Genomic DNA, 14,220 nt, shown 5'->3' on the forward strand with positions numbered 1-14,220 from the left:
AGCTGTGTATCAGGTCCCGGCGCGGCAGGTACGGGCGGTCTACACGCCCGAGACGGTCACCGTGTACCAGGCGTATCCGGTGCCGATCGCGCTCGCCGCGGCGAAGGCCGGCCGGTTCGTGCCGCCGTTCAAGCGGGACCGGATGACCTGGCTGAAGCCGTCGTTCCTGTGGATGATGTTCCGTTCCCAGTGGGCGAGCCCGGACAACCAGGAACGGGTGCTCGCGGTCGAGATGACCCGGGAAGGCTTCGAATGGGCGCTGGCCCACTCGGTACTCGCCCAGTATGACCAGAAGTTCTTCCCCGACCGCGAACACTGGACCGCCATGCTCAGCCAGAGCCCCGTGCGGGTCCAGTGGGAGCCGGAACGTTCCATCGAACTCAAGCCGCTGCCGTACCGGGCCCTGCAGGTGGGCCTCGGCCTGGACGCGATTGACAGATACGTGCAGGAATGGACGGTCGGGATCACCGACATCACCCACGAGGCCCGGCGGATCGGAGACATGGTGCGCCGCGGCGATCAGTTCCGGGCCGAGCAGATGTTGCCGGACGAACGCCCGTACCCACTGCCCGCCGCGATCGCCGCGGCCCTGCACGTCTCGACCTAACCCACGGTGGGATAGCGGGCCGGATGGTCGCCGGCCAGCACGAACCGGTCGGCGTCGGAGTCCAGCGGCTCCACCAGGCCGTCCTCGACCAGGCCGGCCAGCGCGCGGGCCCGCTGCACCTCGTCGCCCCACACCACGTCGAGCCGCTGCCGGGGCACCGGGCCGGTGGCGTGCCGCAGCACCTCCAGCAGCAGGCCACGGACCTGACGGTCGGTTCCCGCGTACTTCTGCGGCTTGCGGCTCGGCCCGGCCGGCACCGCCTCGCCGGAGAGACGGAACGCGCAGACGTGCTCGAACGGGCAGATCGTGCAACGTGGGGCGCGAGCGACACAGACGATCGCACCCAGCTCCATGAACGCGATGCTGGCCTTCGCCGCGCGCCCCGCGTCAGGTGGCAGCAGTTCCTCGGTCGCGACCAGGTCGGCGGCGGTCGTGGTGGGACCCGCGTCCGGCTTGCCCTCGACCGCGCGGGAGACCACCCGGCGCACGTTCGTGTCCACGACCGGGTGCCGCTGGCCGTACGCGAAGGTCGCCACCGCCCGTCCGGTGTAGGTGCCGACACCGGGCAGTGCGAGCAGTTTGTCGAGGTCATCGGGCACCTCACCGCCGTGGCGTTCCACGATGGCCACCGCGCACGCGTGCAGGCGCATCGCCCGGCGCGGATAACCGAGCCGGCCCCACATCCGGATCGCCTCCGACGGCGGGTCCTGGGCCAGGTCGGCCGGGGTCGGCCAGCGGTTCATCCAGGCCCGCCAGGCGGGTTCGACCCGGACGACCGGGGTCTGTTGCAGCATCACCTCACTGACCAGCACCGCCCACGCGGTGGTGCCGGGCTGCCGCCAGGGCAGGTCGCGGGCGTTTTCCTCGTACCACTGGATGGCGGAGTCGGCGAGAGTCATAGGCCGACAAGCTTAAGATGCCCGGGTGAACGAGCTAGCCATCACCGTCATAGGACCCGACCGGACCGGCATCGTCGCGGAGGTCACGACCGCCCTCGCCGGGGCCGGGGCCAACCTCTCCGACTCGACGATGACCCGGTTGCGCGGTCACTTCGCGATGACCCTGATCTGCACCGGAGCCTCCGTCGAGGACGTGGAGAAGGCGCTGCTGCCGCTCGGTGGGATGCTCGCCACCGTCCGGGCGGTCGAGCCGTCGGCCGCTGAGGAGCCCGGGGAGCCGTACCTCGTCAGTGTGCACGGCGCGGACCGGCTGGGGATCGTCGCCGCCGTCACCCGGGTGGTCGCCGCCGCCGGCGGCAATGTCACCGACCTCACGACCCGGCTCACCGGGCCGCTCTACGTCCTGGTCGCGGAGGTCGACCTGCCGCCGGGTGCGGCAGCCGATCTTTCGGTACGGCTGGACGAGGCCGCCCGGGACCTGGGGGTCGAGGTGACCCTGCGCCGGGCCGAGTCGGACGTCCTGTGAACGAGGAACTGGCCGACTGGAAGCCCGAACTCCTGGGCGTCGACGGCACCGTGCTCCCCGTGGTCACCGCGCCGGCCACGGTCCTCAGCACCCCGGGCGCCGAGGTCGACCCCACCGACCCGGCGATCGTCCGGCTGGCCGCCGACCTGGTGGCCACCATGCGGGTCGCACCCGGCTGCGTCGGACTGGCCGCCCCGCAGGTCGGCGTCGGGGTGCAGGTGTTCGCGCTCGACGTCACCCAGCACCCGAAGACCGCCACCACGCACGGGACGTTCGTGCTCTGCAACGCGCGCGTGGTCGAGGCCAGTCGCTGGCGGCCCGGCCGGGAAGGCTGCATGTCCGTGCCGGATCTGACCGGAGACGTGAAACGGGCCGGCCGCGTCGTGGTCGAGGCCGTCCTTCCGGGTACGGGCGCCGAGGTGCGACTGGTGACCGACGCGTTCGAGGCGCGCGCGCTGCAACACGAGATCGATCACTGCGCCGGAAAACTTTTCCTCGACCGTGTCGCCGGTGCCCACGCCGTCTACCAGCGCAAGGTGTATCTCTGACGATCAGTAAACGAGCCGGTATCGCGTAACCGGCGCGTCGTACCCGTGTCCGGGGTGTCGCGAGGATACGGTTCTTCACATCATGCGTTCGACGGTAGGTCCCCTCCCCTCCGCCGTGTATTGGCGACGCCGTGCGGTCGTGCTCGGCGCGCTGCTCCTCGGCGTCATCGTGCTGTTCGTTTCCTGCTCCGGTGGCGACGACGACAGCAAGCGCGGCACCGGTGCTTCCTCGCAGGCACCCACCCCGGCTCCGGCCTCCGCTTCCCCGGAGGACGCCCCGTCGTTCGTGGACCCGCCGCCGGGCGCGGGCAACCCCTCGCGGCCCGACCCCGAGGACCTGCAGACCACCGCCCCCGGCAGCACCCCCTCGGTGGGAGCGGCCAGCGCCGGCCCCGGCGGGGACACCGGCGGCGCCGAAGGCGTTCCGGCGAGCGCGGGTGCTGGCACAGCGGACGGCGCGAACACCGCCGTGACCCAGCCGGCCGACGGCTCGTGCGGCGACACCGAGATCTCCCTGACCCCGATCCCGGCCTCGACCACGGTCGGCCGAGGAGCCCCGGTCGAGATCCGGCTGAAGATCAAGAACGTCTCAGCCCGCGCCTGCAAGCGCGACCTGGGCGCCGACCTGCAGGAGATCTACATCGAGAGCGGAGCCCAGAAGATCTGGTCCTCCGACACCTGCAGCACGGTCCGCGGCTCGGACGTCCAGCAGCTGGCGCCGAACAGCGAACGCGAGTTCAACGTGACGTGGAACGGGCACCAGTCCACCAAGTGCACCGCGGGCCTGGCCGCCGGCACCGCCCCGGCCGCCGGTCAGTACCAGGTCCGGGCTCGCCTCGACCACAAGGTCAGCAACCCGGTAACCCTGAACGTAAGCGCCTGACCCCCACCCCCACCCGCCGTCAAGGTCGACCTCGGGCAGGCGCGGTTTCACTTCCGGGGGGCAGCCGGCTCTGTCAGGGTGAATGGGTTCCCCCGCCGGGTCGTCGTACCTTGGTAACCGGTTTTGCCGCCGCCGGGCGCGGGTCTACCTCGTTGGGCGGCCCGCTCGGTGATCCGGGCGAAGAAGGTGGACCGCTCGGGCATGGGCCAGGCTAATGGCCGGGGTGTGGGAGCTCGGCTGGCGTGTTGAGCTCCCGTTACCCGGCTCCGGGTCAGACGTAGCGCTCGAGGATGGAGGCCTCGGCCAGGCGGGACAGGCCCTCCCGGACGCCTCGGGCTCGGGCGTCGCCTACGCCGTCCACGGCCTGTAGGTCTTCGACGGTGGCGCCCAGCAGGCGTTGGAGGCTGCCGAAATGGTTGACCAGGCGTTCGACGATCGGGGTGGGCAGCCTGGGGACCTTGGCGAGGAGCCGGAAGCCTCGGGGGCTGACCGCCGCGTCCAGGGCGTCGGAGGCTCCCGGGTAGCCGATGGCTTTGGCTACCGCTACCAGGTCGATCATTTCGGTGGCGGTCAGCAGGTCGAGCTCGACCAGGGCCTCGTCGAGGGTGCGGGCCTTGCGGCCGGTGGGGAGGTAGTCGCGGATGACCAGGGTGCGGTCGGCGTCGACGCCGGCCATGAGCTCGTCGAGCTGGAGGGCCAGGAGGCGGCCGTCGGTGCCCAGTTCGACGACGTAGCCGGAGATCTCGTCGGCGATCCGGCGGACCATTTCGAGGCGCTGGACCACGGCGACGGCGTCGCGGACGGTGACCAGGTCTTCGATCTCGAGGGCGGACAGGGTGCCGGAGACCTCGTCGAGGCGCAGTTTGTAGCGCTCGAGGGTGGCGAGGGCCTGGTTGGCGCGGGAGAGGATGGCCGCGGAGTCGTCGAGGACGTGTCGCTGGCCGTTCACGTAGAGGCCGATGATGTGCATGGACTGGCTGACCGAGATCACCGGGTAGCCGGACTGTTTCGCGACCCGTTCCGCGGTGCGGTGCCGGGTGCCGGATTCCTCGGAGGGGATGCCGGGGTCGGGCATGAGGTGCACGTTGGCCCGGACGATACGGGTGCCGTCGCTGGACATGACCACGGCGCCGTCCATCTTGCACAGCTCGCGCAACCGGGTGGCGGAGAACTCGACGTCGAGCGGGAAGCCGCCGGTGCAGATGTGCTCCACGACGTCGTCGTGGCCGAGCACGATCAGTGCGCCGGTGCGCCCGCGCAGGATCCGCTCGAGGCCGTCGCGCAGCGCGGTGCCCGGGGCCATCAGGGCGAGGTTGGCGCGCAGCGGGTCGCCGGTCGGGGTGCTGCCGGTCAGGCCGGGGGAGGGAGGTGTCATCGAGCCGGCTGCCGATCCATTGACGCCGGGGTCGGACCCGTTGGCGTGGTGAGGGGACCCGTGGGCGTTGCGGTCGGACGGAGCATCGCGGTCGTGCGGCACCTGTACATTCTACGGACTGTCATCCAGGTCAACGACCCGCGGTGCGAATCATGCTCCGCAGCGTAATGATCACTCACCCTGGGTGATCGTCGGGTGGGACGAATACGGTTGAACCGGGTCATGGTGGCGCTCATTCCGCCGACACCCGGGCGGCCCACTGCACGGCGGACTGCAGGTCGCCGACCTCGACGACGCGCATGCCCTTGGGCGGGGTGTCGCCCTCGGCCGGGCCGCAGCCCGGTGGCACCAGAGCGACCTTGAAACCCAGCCGGGCGGCCTCGGCGAGCCGCCGGCCGACCGCACCGACCCGGCGCACCTCGCCGGTCAGCCCGACCTCGCCGATGGCCACCAGGTGCGGGGCCATCGCCAGGTTGAGCGCGCCGGAGGCCACCGCGAGCGCCATGGCCAGGTCGGCCGAGGGCTCGGTGACCCGGATGCCGCCGACCGTCGCGGCGAACACCTCACGGTCGTGCAGCTTGATCTTCTCCATCCGGCGCTGGAGCACGGCCAGCACCATCGCGAGCCGGGCGCTGTCGAGGCCGGAGACCGTGCGCCGGGGCGACCCCTGGACCTGTGCCCCGATCAGCGCCTGCACTTCGGTGACCATCGCCCGGCGGCCCTCCATCGCGACCGTGACGCAGGTGCCGGGCACCGGCTCGTTGTATCGGGTGAGGAACAGCCCGGACGGGTCGGCGAGGCTGATGATGCCGCTCTCGTGCATCTCGAAGCAGCCGACCTCGTCCGCCGCTCCATACCTGTTCTTGACGCCGCGGACGAGCCGCAGCGAGGAATGCTTGTCGCCCTCGAAGTGCAGCACCACGTCGACCAGGTGCTCCAGCACGCGCGGGCCGGCCACCGAGCCGTCCTTGGTGACGTGACCGACGAGGACGGTCGCCACGCCACGCTCCTTGGCGACGCTGACCAGGGCCGCGGTGACCGCGCGGACCTGGGTGACACCGCCCGGAACGCCCTCGGTGCCCGGGGCGGAGATGGTCTGTACGGAGTCGATGATGAGCAGCCCCGGCTTGACCGCGTCGAGGTGGGCGATCACCGCGCCGAGGTCGCTCTCGGACGCGAGGTAGAGCTTCTCGTGCAGGGCGCCGAGGCGTTCGGCGCGCAGCCGCACCTGGCTGACCGACTCCTCGCCGCTGACCACGAGCGACGGGCTGCCCGCGCCGGCCGCCCACTGCTGGGCGACGTCGAGCAGCAGGGTGGACTTGCCGACCCCGGGCTCGCCGGCGAGCAGGATCACGGCGCCGGGGACCAGGCCGCCGCCGAGCACCCGGTCGAGCTCGCTGACCCCGCTCGGCACGGCCTTGGCGGGTGCGGCGCTGATCGTCGCGATCGGACGGGCCGGCTCGGACGGTTTGCGGGTGGCGACCACCCGGCCCGAGATCAGCGGGCCGGTCTTGGCCTCGATGACCGAGCCCCACTCGTTGCACTCCGGACAGCGGCCCAGCCACTTGGGCGGCTGGTGCCCGCACGCATCACATTGATAGGTGGGGCGCGGCTCGCTACGGGTACGGGATGTGGTCACAGCGCAACGCTAGCCCGCGGGTGTGACAAACGAGCATCGACGCCCGGCAGCGGACCGGTCTTACTCGTGGTCCTCGGCGATGTCGGCGGCGCCGCGCGAGGCGGGTGCCAGCGGCGTGCTGACCGGGGCCTGCACGACCAGCGCGTCGGTGCCGTTGCTGAACTCGAACGTCAGGTTGAGCGCGGCCCCCGGGACCAGCTTGCCGTCGAGGTTGAGCGCCTGCAGCTTCTGGACGTCGTCGGGCAGGAACGTGGCCCCGCCCAGCGGGGGCAGCTCGATCCGGGCCGGCTCGACCTTGGGACCCGGCACCGACGGCGACGGGGACGCGGACGGCGACGCGGACTCTTCAGGGGACGCCGACTCCGACGGAGCGGCGGAGGATTCCGCCGGGGAAGGGGTCGGCGTGGCCGAGGAGGAGGGCGCCGCGGCGGGGACCGCGGGGGAGGCCGAACCGCCGCCGATCAGCGCGACCAGTCGCGCGGCCACGACGTCGTCACCGGCGGAGACCCCGGTGGCGGGCTGGCTGCTGATCAGCACGGTGACCGGCTCGGTGGTCTGGTTGTAGAGGCCGACCTCGAGCGTCGCGGTCGCCCCACGCGCGTATCCCTTGGTGCCCGGGTAGGCCACCGAGAGGTTGCGGATGAAGACCGAGCGGTTGGCGTTGTCGGCGTTCACACCCGGGGTCGACGGTCGCTTCAGAGCGGTTTCGGCGACCTGTCCGGCGCTGCAACCGGCGAGCGCGATCGAGGCCACCGCTGCAACTCCCGTAGCCAGCATCGCGCGGCGGGATCCCAGCGTGCGCATCACAGTCCTCCAAGACAACAGGTCAAGCCGACGGGTCGAGAAACCTCCGCGGTCAGCCTAGTAGGCGGAGATCGGGTGCGTACGCCGACCCGTCCATTCACACCACGGCCCCGCTGAACACGAGCAGGATCACGTCGATGAGCGCCACCACGATCACCGCCCGGAACATGGCGACCCGGCGGGCTCCGCGAGCGAGTTCGGCGCGGCCCGCGTACCAGCCCAGGGGCAGGACCACGGCGGCGGCAGCGGCGGCCGCGATGCCGGACCACGACGGCGGTCCGGACGGTCCGAGGACCAGGGTGAGCGTCGCGGCCAGCAGGAATCCGCCCGCGGCCAGCTGGGATCCGGTGGCGCCGAGCCGGTGCGGCAGCCCGGCCACGCCGGTGGCAGCGTCGTCGGCGAGGTCGGGCAGGACGTTGGCGAAGTGCGCGCCGCCGCCGAGCAGCGATCCCGCGGCGACCAGCCAGGCGGGCGGCCACGGATGCCCCGGCAGGGCGATCACCACGAACGCCGGCATCAGCCCGAACGCCACCAGGTAGGGAAGCACCGACAGCGGGGTCGATTTCAGCGGCCAGTCGTAGCTGAGCGCGGACAGCGCGACCAGGGTGACGCAGACGGTCGCCGTGAGCCCGAACGGCAGGCCCAGCAGGGGCACGGCCAGGGACGCGAGCAGACCCGCGGTGCCGACCGTACGCCGGGAGACGGCGCCCGAGGCCACGGGCTTGTCGGTCCGCCCGGTGACCTTGTCCCGATCGGCGTCGAGCCAGTCGTTGACCCAGCCCACGGAGAGCTGGGTGGCACCGATCGCGGCGGCCACCCCCACCACACCCCACGCGCTGTGCCCCACGCCGATCGCGAGGAGCGCCATGGCGAGCGTCACCGCACCGCCCGGTTCGGGATGCGAGGCCTTGAGCAGAACGATGGGATCGGACATGAAAGCAGTGTGGTGGTTGTGCACGGACCGTGCCACAGTCGATCACATGCCGCTACCCCGCAACGATCCCCGTCAGTACGAGGACCTGGCCGGCGAGTGGTGGCGCCCGGGCGGCGGTTTCGAGCTGCTGCACTGGCTGGCGGCGGCCCGCGGCGCGCTGGTGCCGCCCGCGACCCGTCCGGGCGCGGTGCTGCTCGACGCGGGATGCGGCGGTGGCCTGCTCGCCCCGCACGTCGCTCACCTCGGCTACCGGCACATCGGCGTCGACCTGGGCCGGCCCGGGCTGGCGGAGTCGGCGCGGCGAGGGGTCACCGCGGTCAACGGCGACGTGACCGCGCTGCCGTTCGCCGACGGGTCCGCCGACGTCGTGGCCGCCGGCGAGATCCTCGAGCACGTCCGCGATCTGCCGGGCACGGTGGCGGAGCTCTGCCGGGTGCTGCGACCCGGCGGCCTGCTCGTGCTCGACACGATCAATGCCACCTGGCTGGGCCGGTTCGTGTCGATCACGGTCGGCGAGAGGTTTGCCGCGGCACCGGTGGGCATTCATGACCCAGCGTTGTTCGTCGATCCCGGCGACCTCACCACCTGTTGCTCCGCGCACGGCGTACGTCTCAAGGTCCGTGGGGTACGCCCGAGCGTGCCCGGCCTGGTCCGCTGGCTCTTCCTGCGGGTGCCGGCGCACGGGCGGATGATCCCGACCCGCTCGACACAGGTGCTCTATCAGGGAATCGGCCGTAAGGAGGGCACGCAGTGAGCGTCGACGAGGCCAGACGGCTGGCACCCCGGTTCGCCGCCCGGGCGGCCGGGCACGACCGGGACGGCTCGTTCCCGGCCGAGGACTTCGCCGACCTGCGGCGGTCCGGGCTGTTCGGCCTCATGGCGCCGGCCCGGCTCGGCGGCGCGGGTGCCGGCTTCGCCGACTATGCGGCGATCGCCTACGAGCTGGCCCGCGGCAACGGCGCGACCGCGCTGGTCTTCAACATGCACGCCTCGGTCACCGGCGCGCTCAGCGGCGTCACCGACGAGCTGGCCGACGCGCTGGGACTGCCGCCGGAGGCTCTGACCGCCCGCGACGACTACCTGCGGGCGGCGGCCGAGGGCAGCTGGTACGCGGTGGCGATGAGCGAACGCGGGGCCGGCTCCCGGCTCTCCGAGATGTCCACCCGGTACGAGAAGGTCGACGGCGGCTTCCACCTGAAGGGCTCGAAGACGTTCTGCTCGGGGGCGGGGCACGCGGACGCGTACCTGGTGGCGGCCCGGAGCGCGGCGGACCCGTCGCAGGTCTCGCACTTCCTGGTCCCGGCCGGTGACGGCCTGACCGTCGAACCGACCTGGGACGCGCTCGGCATGCGGGCCACCGGTTCGCACGACGTCCACGTCGACGTGACGGTCCCGGAGGGCGCGCTGCTCGGCGGCATGGAAGGACTCGCGCTCGTGGTCGCCCAGATCGCTCCGCACTGGATGGTGGCCAGTTACGCGGCCGTCTACGCCGGAGTCGCCCGGGCCGCGGTGGACGCCGCGGTCGAGCACGTCAACGCGCGGAAGCTGGGACACCTCCCGGCGGTCCGGGCCCGCATCGGGCGGGCCGACGCGGCGGCCGCCGCCGCCCACCTGGCCGTCATGGAAGCCGCCCGCCGGGTCGACGAGCAGCCCGGTGAAGCGGAGACGACCCGCTGGGTGTGGCGGGCGAAACTGCTGGCCGGCACCACGGCCGCCGAGGTCGCCGCGTCGATGCTGGAAGCGGCCGGCACCTCGGCGATGCGCCGCGGCCACCCGCTGGAACGCCTGTACCGCGACGCCCGGGCCGGCTCCCTGCAGCCGGCCACCTCCGACGTCTGCGCCGACTGGCTCGGTGTCGAGGCCCTCGGCGGCGATCCCGACTCGCAAGGCACCGCCCCACGCTGGTAACGGTCCGGCGCGGGTTCACGAACGGTCGGCCTGGGGAGGCAGAGTGCAGGGAAGCAGTCGGGCGGTGATCGCCGGGCTCGGGGTGGCGTTGCCGCCCTCGACGGAGCAGAGCGAGTTGTGGGATCGCTATTTCGCCGCCCACTACGCCCAGGGCGGTCGCCGTGGGCTGGCAAAACGCCTCTTCGAGAACTCCGGCGTGCGGACCCGGCAGGCCGCGGTCAGCCCGCTGCTGGAGGACGTCTCCACGTGGTCGACCGAACGCCGGATGCGCCGCTACCAGATCGAGGCCATCCCGCTCGGCAAAGAGGCCATCGGCCGGGCCCTCACCGATGCCGGTCTCGCCGCCGACGACCTCGGTCTGTTCGCGGTCTGCTCCTGCACCGGTTACGCCACTCCCGGTCTGGACATCCTGCTCGCCCGGGACCTGGGCATGTCACCCCAGGTCCAGCGCGTGTTCGTCGGCCACATGGGCTGTTACGCGGCGCTGCCCGGCATCGGCATGGCGGCGGACTTCGTGGCGGCCCGCGGCCGGCCCGCGCTGCTGCTCTGCGCCGAGCTCACCAGCCTGCACCTGCAACCCCCGGACACCCACACCGACATTCAGCAGATCGTCTCCCACGCGCTCTTCTCCGATGCCGCGGCCGCCGTCGTGCTCACTCCGCAACCAGCCCATGGGTACGCGGTGAGCGACGTCGCCGCCCTCACCGACACCTCCACGGCCGGCCACATGACGTGGGACGTCACCGACCTGGGCTTCCGGATGGGCCTGTCGCCCCAGGTGCCGGACGTCCTCGCGCTGCACGTGCGGGACCTGGTCGAGGAGCTGCTCGGCCGCAACGCCCTGAGCATCGCGGACGTGGACGGCTGGGCGGTCCATCCCGGCGGTCCACGGATCCTCGACGTGGTCCAGGAGCGGCTCGGCCTCACCGACGAGGATCTGGGGGCGTCCCGCGGGGTGCTCTCGTCGTACGGGAACTGCTCGTCCCCGACCGTCCTGCTCGTTCTCGAGGAGCTGCGCCGCCGGGTGGTCCCGCCCCGCCGCACGGTCCTGCTCGCGTTCGGTCCCGGCCTGACGCTGTACGGGGTGCTGCTGGAGTACGTCTGAGCCCGGATCCGGCCGTACCCTTGTCGGCGTGACGCAGGACCGCGCCCTGGGTGTGACGTTGTACGCGCTCGCCGTGCTGCTCCTCGCCGCGGGCGCGTCCTGGTTCTTCACCGCGGTGCCACGGATCGGCGAGGACCCGGCACTCACCGACGGGCGCCGGGCCCTGGAACGTCTCATCCCGGAGCTGCCGCTGCAGGCCGACGCGGAGACCCTGGTCATCGGGCCGGGCAGCATGGCGGACCGCAGCTCGGCGGTCCGGGGCGGCGCCTACGCGCTGGTCGTGGCGTGCGCCGGCGAGGGCCGGCTGCGGCTGCGGTTGAGCACGACGACCACCGACCCGGGCCGGGTGATCCCGTGCGCGGCCCGGCCGGCACCGGTGGAGCTGACGGTCACCCCGGCGGGCATGTTCTTCCTGACCGTCAACTCGGAGTCGGAGCGGGAGGTTGCCTTCCGGTGGCGCCTGACCCGGGCGACCACGTTCTGACCTGTCGTTTCTCACTCATGGTGCGAGGTGTGAATCAGAGCCGGGCGAGATCGGGGGCGTACGCGTCGACGGACGCGGCGTGGTGGATCTTGCGCACGATCTGACCGTTCTTGCCGACCAGGACGACCGCCGCGGTGGAGTCGGGGTCGCCGAGTCGCAGGTTCTTGCGGAGCTCGCCGGTGGGGTCCTGCAAGGCGCGCACGGTCTTGCCCTGGGCCTGCGGGGTGTTGCTGGTCGGCGGCGTCGGTGCGGTCACCGGCGTGGATGCCGTGGCCTTGCCCGAGACGACGGTGATGACGGCGATCTCCGGGCGCACGGCGGCGATGGTGGCCGCCACCAGGGCGTCGCAGTCGCACCCGTCGGTGAGCAGCACCACCGCGGGCAGGCTGCCGCGCAGCGGCGCGGTGTGGCCGTCCATGCCGAGCAGCTCCAGGGCCGGGAGGGTGCCGACGGCCTCGTCCGTGGTGTTCGCGGTGCGTTGGGTGGCCGGTGAGCGGGCCGGCCCGGGCCAGGCGGAGGCGAAGAGGCTGGCCACCGTGACCAGGACCGCCATCGAGATGATCAGCACCGGGGCGCGGAGGCCGGCCGCCCCGATGCGGCGCAGGGTGCGGAGGCCGGGCCGGTCGGTGAGGCGCCGCCAGCGGTCCTGCCGGTGCACGCGGCGCAGCTCGGCGCGGACCTCGGTGACCTCGTCGGACAGGGTCGAGAGGTCGTCGGGCACGACGATGACGCCCCACTCGGCGGGGAGGTCGGGCAAGCCCTCGGGGGAGCCGCCGTCGCCCGGCCAGTTGCCGCCGGTGCCGCCGTTGTCGCCATTGTCACTGAGGCTGCCCATGACTCACCCTCCCCTCTGCCGCAGAGTCTCACGTGCTGCGGGGACCTTGCACCCAGCCTCCCCCAACCGGGGCACCGACCGCCAGTGGTGCGCCGTTCCGGTCACTAGCGATAAGCTTGACCTCACAAAGACACCAGGTCCGAAATATCCGACTCGCTAGGCCGAGTGGTAACTGCTTCATCACTTTCCGTTACAGAGGCAGTTCGCGGCCCGCATGTCAAGCGGTAGAAAGACGCCTCACATGCCCCCTGAGCTGCACTAACAGTTACGGCCAGGGTGGGACATCGCTGTCTTGGCGTGTTACCCTAGACACAGCGAAAGGGGTTTCGAACCTATGGTTTTCAGTGTCGGCGAGACCGTTGTTTACCCCCACCACGGGGCCGCACTCATCGAGGCAATCGAGACTAGAACTATCAAGGGCGTGGAGAAGAAATACCTCGTCCTGCGGGTCGCCCAAGGCGACCTGACGGTCCGTGTGCCCGCTGAGAACGCCGAGATCGTCGGCGTGCGCGAAGTGGTCGGCGAGGAAGGCCTGGGCAAGGTCTTCGACGTCCTCCGCGCTCCGCACACCGAGGAGCCGACGAACTGGTCCCGGCGTTACAAGGCCAACCTTGAGAAGCTTGCCTCCGGCAACCCGCTCAAGGTCGCCGAGGTCGTCCGCGACCTCTGGCGCCGCGAGCGTGAGCGCGGTCTCTCGGCAGGGGAGAAGCGCATGCTCGCCAAGGCCCGCGACATCCTTGTCGGCGAGGTGGCCCTCGCTGAGAAGAGCACGAAGGACGAGGCTGAGGTCCTGCTCGACAAGGTGCTCACCGAGGCCTGATCCGGCCTCTCCAGCACCGGCACCAGAACGGCCGAGGACCGCGACGTGACCGCGACGCTTAATGCTCGCGGTGACGTCGCGGTCCTTTGCTGTGCCTGGGTAAGGTCAGGGACCTTCTGTGCTCACATCGGAACGGGGACCCGCGGATGACCGCCCAGCTCAACGCCGACGGCGACGTCGCGGTGCTCGTCCCGGCGGCCGGCTCCGGGGTGCGCCTCGGGCCCGGTGCGCCCAAAGCGCTGCGCCTGCTCGCCGGTGAGCCCCTGCTCGTGCACGCTGTCCGGCGGGTGGCGGCGGCACCTTCCGTCCGTACCATCGTGGTCGCCGCACCCGCCGCCGAGCTGGCCGCGGTCCGGGAGCTCCTCGCCCCCGTGGCCCCGGTGATCGTGGTCGCCGGCGGCGCCGAACGCCAGGATTCCGTCGCGGCCGCACTGGCCGTGGTCCCCGCGGACGTCGCGATCGTGCTGGTCCACGACGCGGCCCGGGCCCTCGCCCCGCCCGAGCTGGTGGAATCCGTGGCCGCGGCGGTCCGTTCCGGGCACCCCGCGGTGATCCCCGCGCTCCCCGTCGTGGACACGATCAAAGAGGTCGACCCCGCCCCCGGCGGCAGCGAGATCGTGCTCGGCACGGTCGACCGCACCGTGCTGCGCGGTGTCCAGACGCCGCAGGGGTTCCGGCACGAGGTGCTGGCGGCAGCGCACCGGGCCGCGCCGGCCGCGCACACCGACGACGCCGGCATGGTGGAGAAAGCCGGCATCCCGGTGGTCTGCGTGCCCGGCTCCGAACTCGCGCTCAAGATCACCCGCCCGCTGGACCTGGTGATCGCCGAGGCGCTGCTCCCGCTAGCCTGACG

The 14,220-nt window shown here is 72.0% G+C and carries 16 protein-coding genes; 10 read left to right on the forward strand and 6 right to left on the reverse strand.

Annotation, left to right across the window (positions count from 1 at the left end; translation table 11 throughout):
- Positions 1–4: 4 nt before the first annotated feature.
- A complete protein-coding gene (locus tag ACIA6A_RS10075) occupies positions 5–607 on the forward strand; it encodes a DUF4291 domain-containing protein (RefSeq protein WP_396097145.1) in 603 nt (200 codons plus the stop codon).
- Here the strand turns inward: ACIA6A_RS10075 and ACIA6A_RS10080 are convergent.
- Positions 604–1,506, reverse strand: coding sequence for an A/G-specific adenine glycosylase (locus ACIA6A_RS10080; protein WP_396097146.1), 903 nt, complete (start codon positions 1,504–1,506; stop codon positions 604–606). The two genes, ACIA6A_RS10075 and ACIA6A_RS10080, sit on opposite strands and share 4 nt — an antisense overlap.
- 25 nt (positions 1,507–1,531) lie before the next feature.
- Here ACIA6A_RS10080 and ACIA6A_RS10085 point away from each other — a divergent pair, with 25 nt between their 5' ends.
- The 3 genes from ACIA6A_RS10085 (at position 1,532) to ACIA6A_RS10095 (ending at position 3,463) form a co-directional block, all read left to right on the forward strand.
- Complete coding sequence (locus ACIA6A_RS10085; RefSeq protein ID WP_396097147.1) at positions 1,532–2,032, forward strand: glycine cleavage system protein R; 501 nt, start codon at positions 1,532–1,534, stop codon at positions 2,030–2,032.
- On the forward strand, positions 2,029–2,580 hold the full coding sequence (locus tag ACIA6A_RS10090; RefSeq protein WP_396097148.1) for a peptide deformylase: 552 nt from the start codon (positions 2,029–2,031) through the stop codon (positions 2,578–2,580). Before ACIA6A_RS10085 ends, ACIA6A_RS10090 begins: the two co-directional genes overlap by 4 nt.
- A gap of 82 nt (positions 2,581–2,662) precedes the next feature.
- Positions 2,663–3,463, forward strand: coding sequence for an adhesin (locus tag ACIA6A_RS10095; RefSeq protein ID WP_396097149.1), 801 nt, complete (start codon positions 2,663–2,665; stop codon positions 3,461–3,463).
- A gap of 271 nt (positions 3,464–3,734) precedes the next feature.
- Here ACIA6A_RS10095 and disA read toward each other — a convergent pair whose 3' ends face one another.
- The 4 genes from disA to ACIA6A_RS10115 form a co-directional block, all read right to left on the reverse strand.
- Positions 3,735–4,838 carry a DNA integrity scanning diadenylate cyclase DisA gene (disA, locus tag ACIA6A_RS10100; RefSeq protein WP_396097150.1) on the reverse strand — a complete coding sequence of 368 codons (1,104 nt, stop codon included), beginning with the start codon at positions 4,836–4,838 and terminating at the stop codon, positions 3,735–3,737.
- Between the two features lie 232 nt (positions 4,839–5,070).
- Positions 5,071–6,477, reverse strand: a complete 1,407-nt coding sequence (gene radA / locus ACIA6A_RS10105) for a DNA repair protein RadA (RefSeq protein ID WP_396097151.1) — start codon at positions 6,475–6,477, stop codon at positions 5,071–5,073.
- A 60-nt stretch (positions 6,478–6,537) separates the two neighbouring features.
- Positions 6,538–7,281 carry a hypothetical protein gene (locus ACIA6A_RS10110; protein ID WP_396097152.1) on the reverse strand — a complete coding sequence of 248 codons (744 nt, stop codon included), beginning with the start codon at positions 7,279–7,281 and terminating at the stop codon, positions 6,538–6,540.
- A gap of 97 nt (positions 7,282–7,378) precedes the next feature.
- Positions 7,379–8,215: a UbiA family prenyltransferase gene (locus ACIA6A_RS10115; RefSeq protein WP_396097153.1), complete on the reverse strand. Its 837-nt coding sequence runs from the start codon at positions 8,213–8,215 to the stop codon at positions 7,379–7,381.
- A 46-nt stretch (positions 8,216–8,261) separates the two neighbouring features.
- On the opposite strand from ACIA6A_RS10115, the gene ACIA6A_RS10120 reads away from it, so the two are divergent.
- From ACIA6A_RS10120 to ACIA6A_RS10135, 4 genes are read left to right on the forward strand one after another with little or no spacing between them, the layout of a single operon-like run.
- Positions 8,262–8,969 (forward strand): methyltransferase domain-containing protein, encoded by a 708-nt coding sequence (locus ACIA6A_RS10120; protein WP_396097154.1) that lies wholly within the window; start codon positions 8,262–8,264, stop codon positions 8,967–8,969.
- Complete coding sequence (locus ACIA6A_RS10125) at positions 8,966–10,123, forward strand: acyl-CoA dehydrogenase family protein (RefSeq protein WP_396097156.1); 1,158 nt, start codon at positions 8,966–8,968, stop codon at positions 10,121–10,123. Before ACIA6A_RS10120 ends, ACIA6A_RS10125 begins: the two co-directional genes overlap by 4 nt.
- A gap of 43 nt (positions 10,124–10,166) precedes the next feature.
- Positions 10,167–11,228 (forward strand): type III polyketide synthase, encoded by a 1,062-nt coding sequence (locus ACIA6A_RS10130; RefSeq protein WP_396097157.1) that lies wholly within the window; start codon positions 10,167–10,169, stop codon positions 11,226–11,228.
- Between the two features lie 28 nt (positions 11,229–11,256).
- The gene (locus tag ACIA6A_RS10135; RefSeq protein WP_396097158.1) at positions 11,257–11,712 is read left to right on the forward strand and encodes a DUF6023 family protein; all 456 of its coding nucleotides are present in this window, start codon (positions 11,257–11,259) and stop codon (positions 11,710–11,712) included.
- Between the two features lie 34 nt (positions 11,713–11,746).
- On the opposite strand, the gene ACIA6A_RS10140 is transcribed toward ACIA6A_RS10135, so the two are convergent.
- Positions 11,747–12,547, reverse strand: a complete 801-nt coding sequence (locus ACIA6A_RS10140) for a hypothetical protein (RefSeq protein WP_396097159.1) — start codon at positions 12,545–12,547, stop codon at positions 11,747–11,749.
- Between the two features lie 334 nt (positions 12,548–12,881).
- Between ACIA6A_RS10140 and ACIA6A_RS10145 the strand changes: the two genes are divergently transcribed.
- Positions 12,882–13,367 carry a CarD family transcriptional regulator gene (locus ACIA6A_RS10145; RefSeq protein WP_023562842.1) on the forward strand — a complete coding sequence of 162 codons (486 nt, stop codon included), beginning with the start codon at positions 12,882–12,884 and terminating at the stop codon, positions 13,365–13,367.
- A 146-nt stretch (positions 13,368–13,513) separates the two neighbouring features.
- On the forward strand, positions 13,514–14,218 hold the full coding sequence (gene ispD / locus ACIA6A_RS10150) for a 2-C-methyl-D-erythritol 4-phosphate cytidylyltransferase (protein ID WP_396097160.1): 705 nt from the start codon (positions 13,514–13,516) through the stop codon (positions 14,216–14,218).
- Positions 14,219–14,220: the final 2 nt, after the last annotated feature.

Origin of the sequence: Actinoplanes sp. NPDC051494 (genome assembly GCF_044454705.1) — a bacterium.
GTDB lineage: Bacteria > Actinomycetota > Actinomycetes > Mycobacteriales > Micromonosporaceae > Actinoplanes.